The organism is Nocardioides sp. (assembly GCF_036374615.1).
Taxonomy (GTDB): Bacteria; Actinomycetota; Actinomycetes; order Propionibacteriales; family Nocardioidaceae; genus Nocardioides.
Genome location: NZ_DASUTK010000076.1, coordinates 1 through 19,013 on the forward strand (window position 1 = coordinate 1; position 19,013 = coordinate 19,013).

Here is a 19,013-nt window from a genome sequence, read left to right on the forward strand (position 1 = left end):
CGCACCGAGACCGGTGCCGAGCCGCCGCTGCCCGCCTACTTCGCCGGCGGGTACGCCGGGAGCGACCCGGGCGCGCACGTGACCCAGATGGTGAGCGACTTCTCCAGCACCGTGGACTCGGCGATCGGCTCCTACCAGGCCACCCAGAGCTCTTCGAGCAGTGGGGGTGGCTTCTCCGGCGGCGGTGGCGGCGGCGGTGGCGGAGGTGGCTCCTGGTGAGCCGTCGGTACGCCACAATGCACGCATGACCATCGTCTTGATCGTCGGCGTCCTTGTCGTCGCGCTGCTGCTGTTCGCCGTGGTGGCCTTCAACCGGCTACGCACCAGCGACATCGCAGCCCAGGAGGCGCTCGGCGGGATCGACGTCCAGCTGACCCGACGCGCCGATCTGATCCCGAACCTCGTCGAGACCGTAAGGGGTACGCCACCCACGAGAAGGGCGTCTTCGAGGCGGTCACCGAGGCCCGGGCGGGCGTGCAGAAGGCGGCCGCCGGTGACGACGTCCCGGCGAAGGCGGCAGCCGACGCCCAGCTCCAGGGTGCGCTGGTCAACCTCAACGCGGTCGCGGAGGCCTACCCCGACCTCAAGGCCAACCAGAACTTCCAGGACCTCCAGCGGCAGCTCGCCGAGACCGAGGACCAGATCTCTTTCGCGCGGCAGTACTACAACGACGCGGTCCGCTCGCTGAACACCCTGGTCGCCACCCTCCCGTGGCTGTTGTTCGCTCCGATGGCCGGCGTCCGCCGGCGCGACTTCTACGAGGCGCCCGAGGCGCACGAGCAACCACCCCAGGTCAGCTTCTGAGGTCGACGCGTGCGCGTGCGCGTCGAGCCACCTCTCAGAACACGTTGAAGGGACGGAACTGGACCGAGATCCGTGGCCCGGCGTGCGCGACCTTGGGAACGGCGTGCTCCCAGGTGCGCTGGCACGACCCGCCCATCACGACCAGGTCGCCGTGCCCCATCTCGACGGAGATGGACTCACCCCCGCCGCGCGGCCGCAGCGCGAGCCGGCGCGGGTCGCCCACCGACGCGATCGCGACCATGGTGTCGTGGCTGCTCCCCCGGCCGATCGTGTCGCCGTGCCAGGCGACGCTGTCGCGGCCGTCGCGGTAGTAGCAGCAGCCGGCGGTGCGGAACGGCTCGCCGAGCTCGGGTTCGTAGTGCGCCGAGAGCGCCTCTCGCGCGGAGACCAGCGCCGGATGGGGCAGGTCCTCGCCGATCATGTACGTGTAGGTGAGCCGGGGCACGTCGACGAGCCGGTCGTACATCTGGCGCCGCTCCGCCCGCCACGGCACCTCGCGCACCAGCGTCGCGAGCACGTCGTCGGCGTCGGGCAACCAGGACCGCTGGACGTCGATCCACGCGCCCCGGGTCAGGGCGGTGCGCTCGGGAGCGAGCGTGAACGAAGCCGCCTGTTCTTCCGTGTCGGCGGCGAAGAGGGTGGCCTGGAACTGCATAGTCCGAGCGTAGCACGAGTTCGAACAGGTGTTCGGACAGGTGTTCGGACAGGCGCGCAGCGTCCTTCTCCGATCCGGGGACGGGCGGGGTGGAGCGGGCGTACGCTGCGCTCGTGGACAGTGCGCTCGTGAACGGCTCCGGCGTGCCCAAGCACGTCCAGGTGCGGGAGTACGTGCGCACCCTGGTCCGTGACGCGGCGCCCGGCACCGCAGCGCCGTCGGAGCGTGAGCTCGTCCACCACTTCCACGTCGCCCGGATGACGGTGCGGCAGGCGATGGACGCGCTCGTGAGCGAGGGCCTCCTCGAGCGGATCCCGGGCCGCGGCACGTTCGTGGCCCGCCCTCGCCGCGAGGTCGGGCGGCTGCGCAGCTACACCGAGGAGATGGCGGCCCGCGGGTTGCTGGCCGAGTCGCAGACGCTGGTGGCGCGCCGTGAGCAGGCCGGACCCGGCGTGGCGCGGGCGCTGGGCCTCACTCCGGGTGACGCCGTGATCCGCTGGAAGCGGCTCCGCCGGGCCGACGGAATCCCGATGTGCCTGGAGGACGCCTACCTCAACGAGGTCCTCCTTCCGGGGTTCCTGCAGACCGGCATGCCGACCAGCCTGTACGACGCGCTCGCCTCCCGTGGTTTGCGCCCCACCTGGGCGGAGGACTCGATCTCGGCCGACGTCGCCACGACCCAGGAGGCAGAGCACCTCGAGATCGAGCCCGGGACCGCCGTGCTGCGGCAGACCCGACGAGCGCTCAGCGACGACAAGATCGTCGAGGTGTCGCGCACGGTGTACCGGTCGGACCGGTTCAGCTGGCGGGTCCAGCTCGGCCAGGCGCACTGAGCCGACCCAGACCCGCCACGGCCCGCCCCGACTCCTCGCACACCCACATCGGGTCGGGGCCGCCGAGGTCCGGCTGGATGTGCAGCGAGTGCTCCGGGGCGTCGCCGCACGCGTCGCAGACCGGCCACCTCACCCCGGCGTCGAACGCGGCGTCCTGGACGTCCTGGGCGACCAGCCCCGCGACGTACACCTCGCCCTCGGGCCACTGCTCGGCCCACCACTGCCGCGCCGCCACGGCGTCCTCCAAGGCCGACACCACCTCCGGTGTCGCCGCGCGTCGGGCCTCGAGGTCGGCCAGGACGAGGGCGCGCGCGGCGAGGAACAGTCGGTGGTCCACGCTTCCATGGTGCCTCGCCCCTACAGTGAGGCCATGGGCAAGGCCGTCCTGGAGGTCGCGGTGCGGGCTCCCGGCGACGTCGCGGGGGCCGACGCAGGGGGCGCCGACCGGCTTCACCTGACCACGGCGGAGGGGCTCTCACCCGAGCCGGCCACGGTCGCGGCCGTGTGTCGGGAGTCTGAGCTGCCGGTCTACGTGCGGCTGCGGCTCAACGAGTCCTGGACCACGACCGGCGGAGAGCTGACCCGTCTCACCGGGCTGGCCGAGGACTTCCTGCAGTGCGGCGCCACCGGGGTCTCGTTCGGCTTCCTCGACGCCGACCTCCGGATCGACGAGGAGGTCTGCACCCACGTCGCCGAGTCCCTGCCGGGCGTGCCGTGGACGTTCCATCGCGGGTTCGACGACGCCCTCGAGCCCGAGCGCGCCTGGGCCCGCGTCTCGGACCTGCCGGGCCTGGTCGGCGTGCAGTCGGCCGGTTCACCCAGAGGCCTGGACGTCGGCTACGACGACCTGCTGGCCCTCGCGACCCGCTGGCCGAGGATCGCCGAGCGCGTCATCCCATGCGGGGGACTGATGGGCGAGCACGTGCCGTGGTTCGTGCGGGTCGGCGTCCGGACCTTCCACGTCGGGCCGCAGGTCCGGCCCGGCGGTTCGGACAAGGCGTACGTCGACGCAGCCCACGTGCGGTCGTGGCGGCTGCTGCTCGACGACGCCGTCACGCGCGCCGAGCAGTCGGTCGCAGGATGACCGGGCTTCGTGCGTCCTACACAATGACGTGGTGACCAGTGCCGCTGACGACCATGCCCAACGGATCGCCGAGCTCGCGCAGGAGCGCGGCCAGTCCGTCGCCACTGCCGAGTCCCTGACCAGCGGTCGGGTGGCCGCCAGCCTCGGAGCTGCACCCCACGCGGCCAGCTGGTTCCGAGGCGGTGTCGTGTCCTACCACGACGAGGTCAAGCACGGCGTGCTCGGCGTCGACCCCGGTCCCGTCGTGTGCGAGCCCGCCGCGCGGCAGATGGCCGCGGGCGTGGCGCGGCTGCTGGGGGCTGAGATCGCCGTGGCGACGACCGGGGCCGGCGGCCCGGACCCGCAGGACGGGCAACCACCCGGCACGGTGTTCATCGTGGTCCGGGGCGCCGGGGAGGTCGTCTGTCGGGAGATGGACCTCGACGGCGACCCCGCCGAGGTCGTCGAGGCGAGCACGGTCGCCGCCCTGGCCCTGCTGCGCGAGGCCATGGAGTCGGATTCGTGATCCTCATCGACCCGCCGCTGGCCGAGGGCCGCGGGCGCCTGTGGTCCCACCTCGCCAGCGACGTCTCGTACGACGAGCTCCATTCCTTCGCGCGGGCGGCCCGGGTGCCCGAGCGTGGTTTCGACCGCGACCACTACGACGTGCCGTCGGAGTGGTACCACGACATGGTCGCGCTCGGAGCTGTCCCGGTGACCTCACGCGAGCTGGTGTCGCGCCTGGTGGCCTCCGGTCTGCGCCGCCGCAAGCCCGGGACGACGAGCGCTCCGCGCAGCTGACGCAACGTTCTCGACGCGCCCGGGACGTTCGGACGGACCGGAGCGAACGGGTTGTTGCGTTACCCGCGCAGCCGGCTCAGCTCAGCGGTCACGTTGGCGCGGGCAGCTGCCTCCCACAGCTCGTGGCCGTGGGCGGTCTGGAACAGCGCCGGCTTGGCGAGGAGGTCGGCGAGCACCGCGGCCCGGCCGCGCGCGAAGTCGTCGTCCGGCACGTGGGCGTACTCGCGGCGCACGTCGCGCGCGTACTCGGCGTAGCGCTCGGGTGAGGAAGCCAGGATCGCCAGGTCGGCGTCGCACAGGGCCTGCCCGGACGGGTCGTCGCCGGTGGGTCGGTGGGTCCGGGTCAGTCGGACCAGCCGGGCCACCTCCGGCGCGATCGACCCGGGCAGGGTCCGCTCCGCCCACGTCGCGGAACGCTCCTCGTCGTCCGGTGCTCCCTCGTACACGGCGTCGTGGAACCAAGCGGCCAGCAGCACCGCCCGGTCGTCGCACCCGAGGTCGGCGAGCCGGTCCAGCACCTCGGACAGGTGCCGCAGGTCGTGATAGCTGCGCCCGGGGGATCCGTACGCCGCCAGCAGCTCGTCGCGCACCTCCTGGTGGGTGTCGAGCGGCCAGCGGTCGACGAGCATCAGCCCTCCGCGCGGGCCGCCGCGAGCTCCTGGGCGACCTGGCGGCCCGGCGTCAGGGCCCACCGGATGGCCCCGGTGGCCAGAGAGCCTCCCGTGCGGACGACCGTGCGCTCGGCCAGCGGCAGCCAGGGAAGCCCGAGCGGCTGCCGCGTCCACGGCGGCAGGAGGCCAACGGCCGCGGCCACCAGGACGCCGTACGCCGGGCGGGCCGCGCGCGGCAGTGGTGGCTTGTGGACGACGTAGCTGACCGCCTCGCGGGCGTGGTCGGTCGCGGCGAGCTCGGGCCGGAACGCCTCGAGCCGCGCTGCGAGCTCGGCCTCGGACTCCGGCGGGTCGAGGACGCCTAGCTTGCGGGCGACCACGCCGGTCTGCGCGACGTACTCGTCCCGCTCGGCAGCGTCGAGCGGGTGACGGCCGTACATCGTGTGCGCGCGCAGGAAGCTGTCGACCTCGGCGACGTGGACCCACTCCAGCAGGCGCGGGTCGGATGCGGAGTACCTCGCGCCGTCCGGCAGCGTGCCGTTGACCCGGTCGTGGATGGCGCGGACGACATTGACCGCGCGCTGGGCGTCCTCGGCGTGACCGAACGTGGTCTCGGCGATGAAGCGGCTGGTCCGGGCCAACCGTCCGAGCATGTCGGCCCGGAAGTCGGAGTGCTCCGCGACGGCGGTCATCGCGGCCGGGTGCAGTGTCTGGAGCAGCAGCGCCCGCAGGCCACCGACGAACATCGACGCGTCGCCGTGGACCACGCCGATCGGGGAGGATCCGTCGAACCAGCGGGGTCCGGGCCGGCCGTGGATGCGTGCGCGGTGTCGCGGCCCCTCGGGACCCGCGGTCACGCGGAAGATGGCCTCACCCAGCTGCTCCCGCAGCCCCGTGCTCATGCGCCGAGCCTACGTCGAGCACGCGGCTCGGCCCGGCTGCACGCCGGCGTGGACCTGGGCGCCGACTCGGTCAGTCCTCGCTCGGAACCAGCACCCAGAGCGCGAGGTAGATCAGGAACTGCGGGCCCGGCAGCAGGCAGCTGACCAGGAAGATCACGCGCATGGTGGTGGGCGTCGTGCCGAAGCGGCGGGCGAGCCCCGCACAGACTCCGGCGATCATCCGCCCGCGACGCGGGCGGATCAGGGAACGGGTGGCGATCGTCGTACTCATGGGTCAAGCGTGGCTCGCGGATCCGCCGATTTCAGCCCCGAGACGGCGATCTCAGGGTGAGGTCAGGGTCGGTCCGAGTGCACGATGGGGACGTGACCCGCCCCGTCTTCGTCCTGCACGAGCACCACCGGCCGCAGCACCACTTCGACCTGCGGCTGGAGGAGGACGGAGTGCTGCGCTCCTGGGCCGTGCCCCGTGGCCTGCCCGACGACAGCAGCGAGGACCGGCTCGCCGTCCCGGTCGACGACCACGACCTGGACCACGCGACGTACGAGGACGCGACGAAGGAGATCGCGGACACGGGCTGGTGGGAGCTGGAGGACCGCAACGAGCGGCGGATGGTGTTCGTGCTGCACGGCCGGACCGGTGCCCGGCGCTACGCCCTGATCGACACCGGCCAGGACGCGCTGCTCCACCTGGTGAAGAAGCAGCCCTAACGCCGCCCTGACGGCGAGTCAGAGGCGGCCTCAGAGGTCGACCGCGTCCAGGATCCGGTAGGCGTAGCCCTGCTCGGCGAGGAACCGCTGGCGGTTGGCGGCGAAGTCGGCGTCGACCGTGTCGCGGGACACGATCGCGTAGAAGCGGGCGGTGCGGCCGTCCTGCTTGGGCCGCAGCAACCGACCGAGCCGCTGCGCCTCCTCCTGGCGGGACCCGAACGAGCCGGAGACCTGGATCGCGACCGCGGCCTCGGGGAGGTCGATGGAGAAGTTCGCGACCTTCGAGACCACGAGCAGCGACAGCTCGCCCTGGCGAAACGCCTCGAAGAGGCGCTGCCGCTCCTTGACGGAGGTGTCGCCCTTGATGACCGGGGCGTCGAGGTCGGCGCCGATCTCGTCGAGCTGGTCGAGGTACTGGCCGATCACCAGCGTGGGCTCGCCGGCGTGCTGGGCCACGAGCTGCTCCGCGACCCGCGTCTTGGCCGGTGTGCAGGCCGCGAGCCGGTAGCGCTCCTCGGGGTCGGCGGTCGCATAGGCGAGCCGCTCCGACTCCGACAGCGAGACCCGGACCTCGACACAGTCGGCGGGCGCGATCCACCCCTGCGCCTCGATGTCCTTCCAGGGCGCGTCGTACCGCTTCGGCCCGATCAGTGAGAACACGTCGCCCTCGCGGCCGTCCTCCCGCACCAGGGTGGCAGTCAGCCCGATCCGGCGGCGCGCCTGGAGGTCGGCGGTCATCCGGAAGATCGGGGCCGGCAGCAGGTGCACCTCGTCGTAGATGATCAGCCCCCAGTCCCGCGCGTCGAACAGCTCGAGGTGGGAGTAGACGCCCTTCCGCCGGGTCGTCATGACCTGGTACGTCGCGATGGTGACCGGCCGAATCTCCTTGACCGACCCGGAGTACTCCCCGATCTCCTCCGCCGTCAGGGAGGTACGACGGACCAGCTCATCCTTCCACTGCCGCGCGGAGACGGTGTTGGTGACCAGGATCAGCGTCGTCGCCTGGGCGTGCGCCATCGCAGCGGCGCCCACCAACGTCTTGCCGGCACCGCACGGCAGCACGACGACGCCGGAGCCGCCGTGCCAGAAGGACTCTGCCGCCTCGCGCTGGTACTCGCGCAGCGACCAGTCCTCCTCGTCCAGGTCGATGGCGTGCGCCTCGCCGTCGACGTACCCGGCGTAGTCCTCGGCCGGCCAGCCGAGCTTGAGGAGCGCCTGCTTGAGGTTGCCGCGCTCGCTCGGATGGACGATCACGGTGTCGTCGTCGATCCGGGCTCCGAGCATGCCGGCGACCTTCTTGGCGCGCAGCACCTCCTCGAGCACCGGCCGGTCGTTGCTGGCGAGGACCAGCCCGTGGCTCGGGTGCTTCTCGAGACGGAGTCGGCCGTAGCGCGCCATGGTCTCGGCGACGTCGACGAGCAGCGCGTGCGGCACGGCGTACCGGCTGTAGCTGAGGAGGGTGTCGACGACCTGCTCGGCGTCGTGCCCGGCCGCGCGAGCGTTCCACAGGCCCAGCGGGGTGAGCCGGTAGGTGTGGATGTGCTCGGGGCTCCGCTCGAGCTCCGCGAACGGCGCGATCGCCTTGCGACAGTCGGCCGCGCGCTCGTGGCCGACCTCCAGCAGGAGGGTCTTGTCGCTCTGGACGATCAGGGGTCCGTCGTTCATAACCGGTCCAGCCTACGGATCGGTCGCAACCGATCCGGCCGCGCGTGCGTCCCCAGTGGTGACATTCACCTACGACGGGGAGAGCCGATGAAGAGCCGACTGACGACCATCGCCGCCGCGCTGGCAGCGAGCCTGGCGCTCGTGGCGCCTGCGCAGGCCCAGCTGACGGTCACCGAGGACGCACGCGAGGGTGCGTCGTCCGACATCAAGAAGGTGACGACACACCACAACCCGAAGCGCGTGAAGATCAAGACCCGCACGTACGGGAACAGCAAGCTCCCTCACGAGATGTGGCACCTGGTCGACACCCAGGGGGACGCGCGGCCGGACTTCCTCGTGTTCGTCGTGATCAAGAACGAGGTCGACCCTCAGCCGTCGGTCGGCGTGCGCCGGGTCGACGGGTGGCCCAAGCGGAAGAACCCGTACCGGTTGCTCCACCGCGGCGAGGACGTGACGTGCGGGCTCGAGAAGGGGTACAAGCGGGACCGGTCCCGACTGCTCGTCGTGGTCACCGGCCGCGGCTGCTTCAAGACCGACGGCGAGATGCCGAAGCGACTCCGGGTGAGCACGTTCGGCACCTGGGAGTGGGGCACGATCACCGACGTCGTGCCCTCCTGGAAGAAGTACGGGCGCTGGGTCAAGGCCGGCTGACGCCCACCACGACCGTGCCACCGAGGTCGTCGTCCGCGACGACCTCGGTGTGCAGGCCGGCGGACTCGCAGGCGGCGGCCGTGAGCCCCGCCTGGGCGCGCCCGGTCTCGACCAGCAGTCGGCCTCCGGGCGCCAGCCAGTGGCGCGCGTCGGCGGCCACCCTGCGGTGGAGGGTCACACCGTCGGCGCCGCCGTCCAGTGCGAGGCGCGGCTCGTGGTCGCGGGCCTCGGGCGGCATGGTCGCGATCGCGTCGGTGGGCACGTACGGTGCGTTGACGGCCAGCACATCGACGCGGCCTGCCAGGTCGACCGGCAGCGCGTCGTACAGGTCGCCCTCGAAGACCCGCTCCGGCGGCAGGTTGCGGCGGGCACACGCCACCGCCACCGGATCCACGTCGGCGGCGTACACCTCGACCTCAGGGCGCGCCGCCACCACGGCTGCGCCGATCGCCCCGGACCCGCAGCAGAGATCGACCAGCACGGGAGCCGGTAGTCCCCGACGCTTCGGTCGTCCTGAGCCCGATTCCGCGACCACAGCGTCGGGGACTACCGCCGCCACGGCCAGCCGGACCAGGAGTTCGGTACGACGGCGCGGCACGAACACGCCCGGCGTGACGACCACGCGGACCCCGGCGAGCTCTGCCCAGCCCAGCAGGTGCTCGAGCGGCTCACCGTCGACCCGGCGTGACACGAGGGTCTCCAGCTCCACCCCGGTCGCGGCCTCCCTCAGGAGGGCGGCCTCCTCCTCGGCGAAGACGCAGCCCGCCGCGCGCAACCGGCTGGTCAGCCGGTCCGCCCGGTCGCCGTCGGCCTCAGACAGCCGACTGCGCCTGTGAGTCGGTGCCGCGCTGGCGGGCCCGGTACGCCGCGACGTTCGCGCGCGACGAGCAGCGGTCCGAGCAGTACCGGCGTGACTGGTTCGGCGACGTGTCCACGTACACGTTCTCGCACTTGGCCTCGGCGCAGACCCCCAGCCGCGTGGGGCCGAGGTCGCACACGAGGGTCGCGAGACCGAGCAGCGCCTCACCGATCAGGAGCTCGGAGACCGAGGCCGAGCGGGTGGCGACGTGCATGTGCAGGTTGTCGTCGTGGTCGGAGATCATCGGCGTGATCGGGTACTTCTCCATGAGCGCGTTCAGGGCGGTGATCACAACGCCGGCGTCGTGGACACCGGAGGCCTCGAAGACCGGCCGCAGCTCGCGCTGGAAGCGGCGCAGTGAAGCTACGTCGCGGTCGGTGCACTGCGGCTGCAGCCACGCGCGACCGGCCAGGTGGGTCGCCAGGTCGTCGCGGTCAGCGAGGGCGGTGTTGACCAGGCTCGCTGAGGCCTCGGCGTAGCGGATGAAGTCCACTTCATGAGTCTACGGGCGGGCCGCGTCATCGGCGTCGCGGACGGACGTGATGCGGTGGATGGCGAAGGTCCGGGTGTCGTCGCTGCGGGCGTCGTACGCCGTGAGCTGACCGCCCTCGACCCGCAACGGCTCCACGAGCCGCTCGGAGCGGCTGCCGTGGTTGTCGACGTACCCGATCAGGACCGCCCGGCGAGCCTCCGCCGCATCGCGCAGCGCCGCCAGCGAACCGCTCGGTGTGAGGGTGTCGGCACTCGTGACCGGTCTGGACGCGGTCACGCGGTCGCCCGCCCGGATCGCCGCCACCACCTGGGACGCCTGAGCCACGTCGCGGGCGACCGCGATGCCCGCAGCGCGGCGACCGCGCGGACTGCGCGCCCGCAGCAGGTCCGGTCGCGCAATCCGGACCGTGCCGTCGGGCGCCTCGACCACCGGCGCGGCTCCGAGGTCCCGGAGGCGCGGCAGCAGGACGTCCAGCGGGGTGTCGCTCACGAGCACGGTCGGCGCCACCCGCCTCAACCCGAGCCGGTGGGCCTGCGGGTGGTGCAGGAGTTCCGTGAGGATGGTCTCGTCGTCGGCGCGCAGGAACGCCTCGGCGTGCCCGACCCGGATGCTGCCGAAGGTCCGCGCGGTGTCGTCGACCAGGTAGCGCAGCGGCTGCGGCACCTCGGTCGCGGCGACCTCGTCGAGGAACTCGTGGATCTCGAGAGCCGACCAGCCCAGGTCCAGCGCGCGCCGTACCGACCCGGGGGTGAAGCGGTAGACGGTGGCACCGCCCCGCGACTCCACGTCGGCCAGCACGTGCAGGCGCCGGGCCACGGCGGTCTCGAGCGGCCCCGGCGCCACCGCGGTCAGGTCTGCCTGCACCAGCACCTCCGACACGGGTTGCGGCAGCAGCGGCGCGAGCGCGGCGACCGCGGCCTCTGTGTCGCCGTCCAGCACCACCCGGAGGTACGACGCCGCGCCACCCAACCCGGACAGCCCCAGGGTCGCCGCCTCCTCGAGGGCCCAGGCCGCCTGGTCGCCGCGACCCACGGGGCGCCGCGGCCGGGACCAGGCCAGGCGCGCGACCAACGACGGGACGCCGGTCCCGGTGGCCAGCACCTGGCCCGCCGGCAGTGCGGCGAGCTCCGCGAGTGCCATCCGACGGGTCTCGACGGCGATCGGGCTGGTGGAGTCGGGCGAGAGGGCGTTGCGCGCCTTGCCGGCCGTGTCTCGAGAGCCGACCTGGCCGGGGACGCGGGACGTCTCGAGCCAGCCCCGCACGAGCTCCAGCCAGCGTTCGCCGTGGCCACGGGTGCTCCACGCGTCGAAGGTGTCGGTGGGGACCCAGATCGGCTCGCCCTCGGCGTCGGCCCGGGTGGCGAGCAGCCCGGCCGCAGCGGCCACCTCGACCAGCAGCGCCGCGGTGCGATCGGTCGTGTGCAGCAGCGACGCCGCGGCCCGTAGGTCGCGCACGCCGAGACCGCCGCTGCGCAGCTCCGCGGGGGGAGCGGCGCCCCAGTGGTCGAGGAGCAGCTCGACCCGGTGGACCGCCTCGAACGCAGCGCCCGCAGCGGCCCGGTCGACGAGAGTGGAGTCGCGGGCGGACGTCGCGATCTCCGGTGGTCGGTCCACTGGCTCACGCGTGGTGCGGCCCCCGCGCAGTGCGACCGCGACCGCGCCCGGCAGGACGACGATCCCGCCGCCGCGCGGCACGAGCAGGTGACGAGCCAACAGCTCCTCCGCCGGGGTCTCCGCGTCCTCCGGGGTCACCCCGCGTCGCGCTGACCCGGCGTTGGCCTGGCCGCCGTGCCGGTCGACGTGGTCGAGCATGGCTCGGGCCTGCGGGCTCAGCTCGGCGAGCAGCCTCGGCAGGTCCTCCGGATCGGGCCCGTCGCCGTACTGGGGGCGCACCCCGCTCGCTCCCGGGCTCTGAGGCGTGAGCGCGTCGACCACGCCGGTGAGGGGCCGCAGCCCCCCGGGCGCCTGCCAGACCAGTCCGAGGTCGACCAACCGGTCCACGGCGGCGGCCACCGCCTCCGGCTCGGCATGCACGGTCGAGGTCAGCCGCTCCCGGGTGGTTTGACCGTCGATCAGGTGGGCATCAAGAACGGAGAGCTCGAGCAAGCTCAGCTGGTCGAGCGCGCGGACGACCGACGACCGGGTCGACGCACGCGAGGCCAGCTGTTGGGAATCGTGAGGTGCAGGAGTGGCGAGGTCAGGGCGATCGCGCAGCAACCGGGTCAACCGGTCGTCCGGCCATGCCCTCAGCTGTGCCGCGAACGTGCGGTACCCCTCCTCCGACATCCCTCCCACGCTACCTGTGCTCCACGCTCGGGGACGCCGTACGCTGCCCGCGCAGGAGGTGGGATGAGGCAGGTCGAGCTGCATCACGGAGCCCGGTCCGACGTCGGCCTGGTCCGTGAGGTCAACGAGGACGCGTACCTCGCGTCCCCACCGGTGTTCGTCGTCGCCGACGGCATGGGTGGTCACGACGGCGGCGAGGTCGCGAGCCGGATCGTGATCGAGGAGTTCTCACGTCTGGCCGACGACGGCTTCGACCCGGCACGGGGCGGCAACCTGGTCGCGCACGCACTGCGGGAGAGCCAGCGCCGGATCAGTGCGTACGGCGAGGAGCAGTTCGCCGACGGACCGGTGCGGGGGTACGCCGGCACCACCGTCGCCGCCGCGCTGCTGGTCGACGACGGTGGACCCCGGTGGTTGCTGGTCAACCTCGGCGACTCCCGGATCTACCGCCTCAAGGACGAGCGGTTGGAGCAGGTCAGCGTCGACCACAGCGTCGTTCAGGAGCTGGTCGACGCCGGCGCCATCACGTCGGAGGACGCCGCCACGCACCCGGAGCGGCACGTGATCACGCGTGCCCTCGGCGGCCCCGAGCGCGCCGATCCCGACTACTTCCTGCTGCCACTGCCGGCCGTCGAACGGCTGCTCCTGTGCTCCGACGGCGTGAGCGGGATGATCGACGACGACGCCATCGCTGCGGTGCTGCGCGACACCGAGGACCCGCGCGACGCCGCCGACCAGCTGGTCGAGCGGGCACTGGCCGCGGGCGGCCGCGACAACGCGACGGCGGTCGTGATCGATGTGGTGGGATGGTCCGACGCAACGGACTACGACTCCGACCGCCAGCGCTTGAGCCTCGAACAGAAACTGGGTGCCCTGCCGTGACCGAGACGACCGCGACGCGTAGCTACCGTCCCGGGCAGTGGTTCGGGATCTTCGGATCGCACGCCACGGTCCTCCTGCCGCCCTCCGAGAAGGACCGGGTCGGTCACCTCTGGGCGTTGGTGGACGACGGCGCCGGCTTCGACGTGGTCCTCGACACGCTGATCTCCGACGGCCTGCGTGACCTCCCGGGCTTCGTGCTGGTCTCCACCGAGGACGACGAGACCAAGGTCGTGATCCGCGGCGCCGCGCGGGCCTGGTTCACCGCGGGGGACGACACGATCGAGGTGGCGGGCTCGTCGGCGACCACGTGGGCGGAACGTTCCATGGCCGGCGTCGAGTCGACCCGGCTGGTCGTGGAGCACGACGCACCCCACGACGCGCCGTTGTTGCCGATCGCCAACGGGCTGGTGCGGGTGGCCGAGGTGCTCACCCCGCCGGTGGAAGCCGCGGCGGCCGAGGACGACGGGCCCGACACCGCTCCGCAGCCGTCGCTCACCGCGCTTCCTGACGTCGGCGCGGCCGGGCCGATGCCCTTCGAGACGGCTGCTCCGAGCCCTCCCCAAGCTCCACCGCCACCGGTCGGCGTCCCGTCCGGACCTCCGGCGCCACAGCCCGCCGTCGAGCACGACGGGCTGACCCAGGGCGGGCCGCTGACCGACCCCACGCAGGCCACACCCGTTCCGCCCGTCGAGCCGAGCCTGGCGCGCGGAGCCCACGAGCCACCGGTCGTCGCCCCGCCGGTCGCCCGGCTCGTGGTCTCCAGCGGCGAGACGATCGACGTCGATCGAGCAGTGCTCGTGGGCCGCGCTCCCGAGGCGCGACGCTTCACCTCCGGGGACCAACCGAGGCTCGTCACCGTCGCGAGCCCGGCGCAGGAGATCTCCTCGACCCATCTCGAGATCCGTCCCGGCGCGGGTGCGGACCACGGCAGCGCGGTCGTCACCGACCTCGGCTCCACGAACGGCACGGTCGTCGTCCAGCCGGGCCTCCCGCCGGAGGACCTGCAGCCGGGTATCGCGGTGCAGCTGGTGCCCGGCGCGATCATCGACCTCGGTGACGGCGTCACGATCCAGGTGATCAATCCCTGATGCCCGATCCAGCAGTCTCGGAGCGGGTGACGTCGTACCCGCCGGCCGGCCTCGACCGGCGCTTCTACGCGTTCGCCATCGATCGCCTCGTGGCCTGGCCGCTGATCGCGGCCGGGGCGTACGCCGGCTACCGGTTCTTCCTCGCCGACGGCGACGTGCTGCCGGGGATCATGGTGATCGCCGCGGCGGTGCTCGTGGTCGCCACCGGGTTCGCGGTGGTGCTGGGCACGATGGGCACCTCGCCCGGCCGGGCGGCGATGGGTCTGCGCGTCGTCTCTGCCGTCGAGGGTGGCCCGATCGGCGTACGACGCGCGTCGCTGCGCACCCTGGTCGTGGGCGCAGCCGCGCTTCCGACGTTCGGGCTCGGGCTCGCGTCGCTGGCCTGGACCGCTCTCATGGACCAGGGCCGGCAGCGCCGGGGGTGGCACGACCACCTCACCCACAGCATCGTCGTCGACGTCCGACCCGTCGCCGAGGCGCCGGAGGCACTGAGCGAGGCGCCGCGCCAGGTGGTGAACCTCACGGCGATGCGGCTGGCACCCGCGCCGCCGCCACCGACGTCGACGCCGCCACGACGGACCCCACCCCAGCCCGCGCCGCCGGCGGTGCCCGCGCCCACGATGCCGCCGCAGATCCCCGCGACCGTGGCAGTCCCCGCCGGGGCGAGCGGACCTCCTCTCGCCAGACCTCCCGCGCCGCTGCCGGACGATCCGGAGCGGACCGTGGTTCGCGGCTCCCCGCCACGACCGACGCTGTCCGCGAGGTGGCGGGTGACGTTCGACGACGGGCAGACGTTCGTGCTTGCGGGCCTGATGCTGGTCGGCCGCCGACCCGAGGGTCGGCCGGGTGAACCCGTTCGCCACCTGGTGCCGCTGACGTCGTCCGACATGTCGGTCTCGAAGACCCACGCCCAGCTGCAGGTCGCTCCCGACGGCGCTCTGGTGATCATGGATCGCGGCTCCACCAACGGCTCGGTCCTGGTCCGATCCGGCGTCACCCGTGACTTGTCGCCGGGCAAGCCCACGACCCTCCTCCCCGGCGACGAGGTGCGCTTCGGGGACCGGACCATGATCGCCGTCCGCGAACCCTAGGAGCCCGACCCAGGGGGGAGCAGGCCGCTGACCAGGTCGTAGGTGGCCCGATCGGCTGCGGCCACCAGGCCGGCCGGTGGCTCTGCCTGTGGTCGGTAGACGGCACCGTCGAGGTCCCCGACGTAGCCGCCCGCCTCGGTGAGCAGCAGCGAGCCCGGGGCGTGGTCCCAGGGGTTGGAGCGGGCGTAGAGCGCGTAGTCGGAGTCGCCCTCGACGAGCTTGGGGTAGTCGATGCCGCAGCAGACCCAGGTGAGCTCCAGTGCCCGGAGTGTGCCCAGGGTGCGGCCGATCCACGACCGGCGCGAGGTGACACCGCGCAGCGCGTCGCCCAGGGGTGGACGGGTCAGCCGGGTCCCGTCCCGCCACGCACCCGCGCCCAGCTCGGCGACGTACGCGGCGCGGTGCTGGGGCTGCCAGATCCACGAGCGGACCGTCACGCCGTCCCGGACCTCCGCCACCATCACCGCGTGATCCTTGGAGCCCTTCACGAAGTTCTTCGTGCCGTCGACCGGGTCGATGGTGAACGCATGGTCGGCGGCCCGGTAGCGAGCGAGCAGGCCGTCGTCCTGCGACGTGGCCTCCTCGCCCAGCACGAGCGCGGCGGGATACGCCGCGGCCAGAGCCTGTGTGAGCAGCTCCTCGGCCTCGCGGTCGGCCACGGTCACCAGGTCGCCGGGCCCCTTCTCGCCCACGTCGTCGTCGGCGAGTTCGCGAAACCGGGGCACGACCACCTCGTCGGCCACGTCGCGAATCAGGGCGAGCACGGCCTCGGTGTCCACGTGCCCAACCTACTGGCCCGCCGGCTCATCCTGTCGGGTGAGCGAACGCCAGAGTTCGACTAACGGTCTGATAACGATGCGGCGCGCCTCTTCCCACGGGCGGGTCCGAACCTGTCGTCTTCGGTTCGTGCTCGGGACCCCCCGTCCTACCCGACAGCGGGGTGCCGGGCCGCGCTCGGCGTCACTGGGATCGTCGAGTCAGGCCAATGGGAGGAATCTCTTGAGAAGGAACAGGCTTGTCGCGCTCGCGACCGCCTCACTCGTGGGAGCGGCCATGTTGCCGTTGACCGCGGGCCAGGTCGGGGCGGCATCCGCTCCCGCCCCTGGGGCGTCCGACAGTGCACGTGACCAGGCACCCCGCGGTCACGTCATCAACACGCCGGAATGGGCGAAGAAGCACGACGCCATCAACCGAGCAGCCCTGGAGAAGCGGCTGCGCACCGGTGGCAAGGGTGCGGCCGAGAAGGTCGCCAAGGGGCAGTTCGGCCGCGTTGCGACCACGGGCACGGAGAAGATCTTCGTCGTGCTCGCCGAGTTCGGCGATGTCACGCACCCCGGCGTGCCTGACGACCCGGCGCAGTCGGACGCGACGACCTTTGACGGCCCGGAGCACAACAACATCCCGGAGCCGGACCGCACCACGGACAACTCCACGATGTGGAAGGCCGACTACAACCGGTCCCACTTCACAAACATGTACTTCAACCGGATGCGGAAGTTCTACGAGCTGGAGTCCAACGGCTCGTTCAGCATCGGCGGCCAGGTCACCGAGTGGGTGAAGGTCCCCTTCAACCAGGCCCGCTACGGCCGCAACGAGGGCAACACCATCTACCTCGTGCGTGACGCCCTCGCCTACTGGGTTGAGCAGAAGACCAAGCCCGTCGCCGACGGCGGCGACGGCTGGACCATGCAGCAGACCACCGACTACCTCAAGAGCTTCGACGAGGTCGACCGCTACGACTTCGACGAGGACGGCAACTTCAAGGAGCCCGACGGCTTCATCGACCACTTCCAGATCGTCCACGCCGGTGGCGACGAGTCCGACGGCGACCCGGTCTACGGGATCGACGCGATCTGGGCACACAAGGGTCACGCGCAGGTCCAGCCCCCGGGCACCGGCCCGGCCGAAGGGGCGCAGATCGGCGGAGTCAACGTCGGCGAGGGTGGCGCCTCCGGTGGCGGCATCGTCAACGTGCCGAACAACCCGACCGGCGTCTGGGTCAACGACTACACGGTGCAGCCCGAGAACGGCGGCCTCAGCGTCTACGCACACGAGTTCGCCCACGACCTGGGCCTGCCCGACTTGTACGACACCTCCGGTAACTCCGGTGGTGCCGAGAACAGCGTCGGGTTCTGGTCGCTGATGGCGCAGTCGCGCGGCACTCTGCCGCAGGACGCCGGCATCGGTGATCGGCCGATGCCGATGGGCGCCTGGGAGAAGTTCTCCCTGGGCTGGCTGGACTACACGCTGGTCCGTTCCGGCCGCAAGGCGACGCGCACGATTCGCCCGAACCAGTCCTCCGACAGGTCGTCGGTCGACAACGGCGCGGTCGTCCTGCTGCCTGACAAGGAGGTCACCCACCAGGTCGGTGAGCCGTGCGCCGACTGCGGCAGCCGGTACTTCTACAGCGACCAGGGCAACGACCTCGACAACACCATGTCCCTCGAGGTCGACGGCGGTGGCGAGCTGACCGCGAAGGTCAACTACGAGATCGAGGCGGAGTGGGACTACGCGTTCCTCGAGAGCTCGAGTGACGGCGGCGAGACGTGGGACCAGCTGGAGAACAACCTCTCCGACCAGGAGGGCGACCACGCTGACCCCGAGGAGCACGACCTGAGCGGCCTCAACGCCTCCGACACCGGGATCACCGGCGCTTCCAACGGGTGGACCGACCTGACCGCAACCGTGCCCGCTGACGCGACGCACGTCCGGTTCCGGTACATGACCGACGGTGCGGCCGTGGAGTCCGGCATCCGGGTCGACAACATCGCGCTCGACGGCACCGCCATCGGGACCGCCGAGGCCGGTGAGGGCTGGGTGTTCGACGGCTTCCGGACCACCACCGGGACGGATGTCACGAAGCACACGAACGCGTACTTCGTCGACAACCGGCAGTACGTCCAGGGCGACAAGACGCTCGACCACCTGTACCAGTTCGCTGGACTGCAGGCCGCTCCCAACTGGGTCGACTTCTTCCACTACAGCCCGGGCGCGCTGATCACCTACTGGGACAGCTCGTACTTCGACAACAATGTCGGAGACCACCCGGGACACGGTGAGCTGCTGCCGGTCGACTCCCACCCGGAGGTCGACCACGCGCCGGACGGGACGCTGCTCCGGCCGAGGATCTCGGCGCATGACGCCGCGTTCGGCCTGAGCAAGACCCGGAAGGTCAGGCTCCGCCACAACGGCCAGTGGTACACCTTGAAGCCGCAGGCGGGTGAGCCGTTGTTCGACGACACGCTCGACTGGTGGTTCGACAACGACGAGCACGCTGCGGGCGGCTCGGACCACCCTGGTCACTACCAGCCGGGGTGGTACAGCGTGAACGTGCCGAAGACCGGCACCACCATCCGCGTGGTGAACGTGAACAAGAAGACCAAGGTCATGACGATCCGGGTCGGCACGTCGGGCTGATGCCCAGGCAGTAGTACTCGTAGTACCTGCAACAGCAGGACCGGGCCCCGGAGATCCGATCTCCGGGGCCCGGTCCCGTCTTCACTCACCCCAGGTGTCGGTAACGGTCTGGTAACGATGCTCGTCGGCTCTTCCCCCGACGGGGTCCGCGCGGTCGGCTGTTGCCGGTGGCGCTCGGGAGCCCCGCCGTTCACCCTGACCTGG

Annotated in this window: 21 protein-coding genes and 1 pseudogene; 12 read left to right on the forward strand and 10 right to left on the reverse strand. The window is 72.0% G+C overall.

Features of this window, described 5'->3' with window-relative positions; all coding sequences use genetic code 11:
• The coding region (locus tag VFZ39_RS06090; RefSeq protein WP_330864841.1) for a hypothetical protein at positions 1-219 on the forward strand (219 nt) is incomplete at its 5' end.
• 25 nt (positions 220-244) lie between these two features.
• Positions 245-804, forward strand: a pseudogene (locus VFZ39_RS06095) (LemA family protein).
• A 34-nt stretch (positions 805-838) separates the two neighbouring features.
• Here VFZ39_RS06095 and VFZ39_RS06100 read toward each other — a convergent pair.
• The gene (locus tag VFZ39_RS06100; protein ID WP_330864842.1) at positions 839-1,459 is read right to left on the reverse strand and encodes an alpha-ketoglutarate-dependent dioxygenase AlkB; all 621 of its coding nucleotides are present in this window, start codon (positions 1,457-1,459) and stop codon (positions 839-841) included.
• Between the two features lie 113 nt (positions 1,460-1,572).
• Between VFZ39_RS06100 and VFZ39_RS06105 the strand changes: the two genes are divergently transcribed.
• Positions 1,573-2,292, forward strand: coding sequence for a GntR family transcriptional regulator (locus VFZ39_RS06105; protein ID WP_330864843.1), 720 nt, complete (start codon positions 1,573-1,575; stop codon positions 2,290-2,292).
• Here the strand turns inward: VFZ39_RS06105 and VFZ39_RS06110 are convergent.
• Positions 2,258-2,629: a hypothetical protein gene (locus VFZ39_RS06110; RefSeq protein ID WP_330864844.1), complete on the reverse strand. Its 372-nt coding sequence runs from the start codon at positions 2,627-2,629 to the stop codon at positions 2,258-2,260. The two genes, VFZ39_RS06105 and VFZ39_RS06110, sit on opposite strands and share 35 nt — an antisense overlap.
• A 33-nt stretch (positions 2,630-2,662) precedes the next feature.
• Between VFZ39_RS06110 and VFZ39_RS06115 the strand changes: the two genes are divergently transcribed.
• Genes VFZ39_RS06115 through VFZ39_RS06125 form a run of 3 tightly spaced genes read left to right on the forward strand, consistent with a single transcriptional unit; the run spans position 2,663 to position 4,156 of the window.
• Positions 2,663-3,376 (forward strand): copper homeostasis protein CutC, encoded by a 714-nt coding sequence (locus VFZ39_RS06115; RefSeq protein WP_330864845.1) that lies wholly within the window; start codon positions 2,663-2,665, stop codon positions 3,374-3,376.
• A gap of 31 nt (positions 3,377-3,407) precedes the next feature.
• Positions 3,408-3,881 (forward strand): CinA family protein, encoded by a 474-nt coding sequence (locus tag VFZ39_RS06120; protein ID WP_330864846.1) that lies wholly within the window; start codon positions 3,408-3,410, stop codon positions 3,879-3,881.
• A complete protein-coding gene (locus tag VFZ39_RS06125; RefSeq protein ID WP_330864847.1) occupies positions 3,878-4,156 on the forward strand; it encodes a DUF4031 domain-containing protein in 279 nt (92 codons plus the stop codon). The genes VFZ39_RS06120 and VFZ39_RS06125 overlap by 4 nt, the downstream gene beginning before the upstream one ends.
• 59 nt (positions 4,157-4,215) lie before the next feature.
• On the opposite strand, the gene VFZ39_RS06130 is transcribed toward VFZ39_RS06125, so the two are convergent.
• From VFZ39_RS06130 to VFZ39_RS06140, 3 genes are all read right to left on the reverse strand, one after another.
• Positions 4,216-4,785 (reverse strand): hypothetical protein, encoded by a 570-nt coding sequence (locus VFZ39_RS06130; protein ID WP_330864848.1) that lies wholly within the window; start codon positions 4,783-4,785, stop codon positions 4,216-4,218.
• Positions 4,785-5,669 (reverse strand): oxygenase MpaB family protein, encoded by an 885-nt coding sequence (locus tag VFZ39_RS06135; RefSeq protein ID WP_330864849.1) that lies wholly within the window; start codon positions 5,667-5,669, stop codon positions 4,785-4,787. The genes VFZ39_RS06130 and VFZ39_RS06135 overlap by 1 nt, the downstream gene beginning before the upstream one ends.
• 70 nt (positions 5,670-5,739) lie before the next feature.
• Positions 5,740-5,940 carry a PspC domain-containing protein gene (locus VFZ39_RS06140; RefSeq protein WP_330864850.1) on the reverse strand — a complete coding sequence of 67 codons (201 nt, stop codon included), beginning with the start codon at positions 5,938-5,940 and terminating at the stop codon, positions 5,740-5,742.
• A gap of 92 nt (positions 5,941-6,032) precedes the next feature.
• Here VFZ39_RS06140 and VFZ39_RS06145 point away from each other — a divergent pair, with 92 nt between their 5' ends.
• A complete protein-coding gene (locus VFZ39_RS06145) occupies positions 6,033-6,377 on the forward strand; it encodes a DNA polymerase ligase N-terminal domain-containing protein (RefSeq protein ID WP_330864851.1) in 345 nt (114 codons plus the stop codon).
• 30 nt (positions 6,378-6,407) lie between these two features.
• Here VFZ39_RS06145 and VFZ39_RS06150 read toward each other — a convergent pair whose 3' ends face one another.
• The gene (locus tag VFZ39_RS06150; protein WP_330864852.1) at positions 6,408-8,042 is read right to left on the reverse strand and encodes a DNA repair helicase XPB; all 1,635 of its coding nucleotides are present in this window, start codon (positions 8,040-8,042) and stop codon (positions 6,408-6,410) included.
• An 87-nt stretch (positions 8,043-8,129) separates the two neighbouring features.
• On the opposite strand from VFZ39_RS06150, the gene VFZ39_RS06155 reads away from it, so the two are divergent.
• Positions 8,130-8,693, forward strand: coding sequence for a hypothetical protein (locus VFZ39_RS06155; RefSeq protein ID WP_330864853.1), 564 nt, complete (start codon positions 8,130-8,132; stop codon positions 8,691-8,693).
• Here VFZ39_RS06155 and VFZ39_RS06160 read toward each other — a convergent pair.
• Genes VFZ39_RS06160 through VFZ39_RS06170 form a run of 3 tightly spaced genes read right to left on the reverse strand, consistent with a single transcriptional unit; the run spans position 8,680 to position 12,331 of the window.
• Positions 8,680-9,468 carry a putative protein N(5)-glutamine methyltransferase gene (locus VFZ39_RS06160; protein WP_330864854.1) on the reverse strand — a complete coding sequence of 263 codons (789 nt, stop codon included), beginning with the start codon at positions 9,466-9,468 and terminating at the stop codon, positions 8,680-8,682. The two genes, VFZ39_RS06155 and VFZ39_RS06160, sit on opposite strands and share 14 nt — an antisense overlap.
• A gap of 37 nt (positions 9,469-9,505) precedes the next feature.
• Positions 9,506-10,045 carry a CGNR zinc finger domain-containing protein gene (locus tag VFZ39_RS06165; protein WP_330864855.1) on the reverse strand — a complete coding sequence of 180 codons (540 nt, stop codon included), beginning with the start codon at positions 10,043-10,045 and terminating at the stop codon, positions 9,506-9,508.
• 9 nt (positions 10,046-10,054) lie between these two features.
• Positions 10,055-12,331, reverse strand: coding sequence for a helicase-associated domain-containing protein (locus VFZ39_RS06170; protein ID WP_330864856.1), 2,277 nt, complete (start codon positions 12,329-12,331; stop codon positions 10,055-10,057).
• Positions 12,332-12,394: 63 nt separating this feature from the next.
• Between VFZ39_RS06170 and VFZ39_RS06175 the strand changes: the two genes are divergently transcribed.
• The 3 genes from VFZ39_RS06175 to VFZ39_RS06185 are packed head-to-tail and all read left to right on the forward strand — an operon-like array spanning position 12,395 to position 15,392.
• The gene (locus tag VFZ39_RS06175) at positions 12,395-13,213 is read left to right on the forward strand and encodes a PP2C family protein-serine/threonine phosphatase (protein ID WP_330864857.1); all 819 of its coding nucleotides are present in this window, start codon (positions 12,395-12,397) and stop codon (positions 13,211-13,213) included.
• Positions 13,210-14,301, forward strand: coding sequence for an FHA domain-containing protein (locus tag VFZ39_RS06180; RefSeq protein ID WP_330864858.1), 1,092 nt, complete (start codon positions 13,210-13,212; stop codon positions 14,299-14,301). The genes VFZ39_RS06175 and VFZ39_RS06180 overlap by 4 nt, the downstream gene beginning before the upstream one ends.
• Positions 14,301-15,392, forward strand: a complete 1,092-nt coding sequence (locus tag VFZ39_RS06185; RefSeq protein WP_330864859.1) for an RDD family protein — start codon at positions 14,301-14,303, stop codon at positions 15,390-15,392. Before VFZ39_RS06180 ends, VFZ39_RS06185 begins: the two co-directional genes overlap by 1 nt.
• Here the strand turns inward: VFZ39_RS06185 and VFZ39_RS06190 are convergent.
• Positions 15,389-16,171, reverse strand: a complete 783-nt coding sequence (locus VFZ39_RS06190; protein WP_330864860.1) for an inositol monophosphatase family protein — start codon at positions 16,169-16,171, stop codon at positions 15,389-15,391. The genes VFZ39_RS06185 and VFZ39_RS06190 overlap by 4 nt on opposite strands.
• Before the next feature lie 274 nt (positions 16,172-16,445).
• Between VFZ39_RS06190 and VFZ39_RS06195 the strand changes: the two genes are divergently transcribed.
• A complete protein-coding gene (locus VFZ39_RS06195; RefSeq protein WP_330864861.1) occupies positions 16,446-18,809 on the forward strand; it encodes an immune inhibitor A domain-containing protein in 2,364 nt (787 codons plus the stop codon).
• The last annotated feature ends 204 nt before the right edge of the window (positions 18,810-19,013 follow it).

Bases quoted from the DNA above. Each gene is read 5' to 3' on its own strand.
- VFZ39_RS06100 (WP_330864842.1), bottom strand. From the start codon at position 1,459: ATGCAGTTCCAGGCCACCCTCTTCGCCGCCGACACGGAAGAACAGGCG.
- VFZ39_RS06115 (WP_330864845.1), top strand. From the start codon at position 2,663: ATGGGCAAGGCCGTCCTGGAGGTCGCGGTGCGGGCTCCCGGCGACGTC.
- VFZ39_RS06130 (WP_330864848.1), bottom strand. From the start codon at position 4,785: ATGCTCGTCGACCGCTGGCCGCTCGACACCCACCAGGAGGTGCGCGAC.
- VFZ39_RS06135 (WP_330864849.1), bottom strand. From the start codon at position 5,669: ATGAGCACGGGGCTGCGGGAGCAGCTGGGTGAGGCCATCTTCCGCGTG.
- VFZ39_RS06140 (WP_330864850.1), bottom strand. From the start codon at position 5,940: ATGAGTACGACGATCGCCACCCGTTCCCTGATCCGCCCGCGTCGCGGG.
- VFZ39_RS06150 (WP_330864852.1), bottom strand. From the start codon at position 8,042: ATGAACGACGGACCCCTGATCGTCCAGAGCGACAAGACCCTCCTGCTG.
- VFZ39_RS06155 (WP_330864853.1), top strand. From the start codon at position 8,130: ATGAAGAGCCGACTGACGACCATCGCCGCCGCGCTGGCAGCGAGCCTG.
- VFZ39_RS06170 (WP_330864856.1), bottom strand. From the start codon at position 12,331: ATGTCGGAGGAGGGGTACCGCACGTTCGCGGCACAGCTGAGGGCATGG.
- VFZ39_RS06175 (WP_330864857.1), top strand. From the start codon at position 12,395: ATGAGGCAGGTCGAGCTGCATCACGGAGCCCGGTCCGACGTCGGCCTG.
- VFZ39_RS06185 (WP_330864859.1), top strand. From the start codon at position 14,301: ATGCCCGATCCAGCAGTCTCGGAGCGGGTGACGTCGTACCCGCCGGCC.
- VFZ39_RS06195 (WP_330864861.1), top strand. From the start codon at position 16,446: ATGTTGCCGTTGACCGCGGGCCAGGTCGGGGCGGCATCCGCTCCCGCC.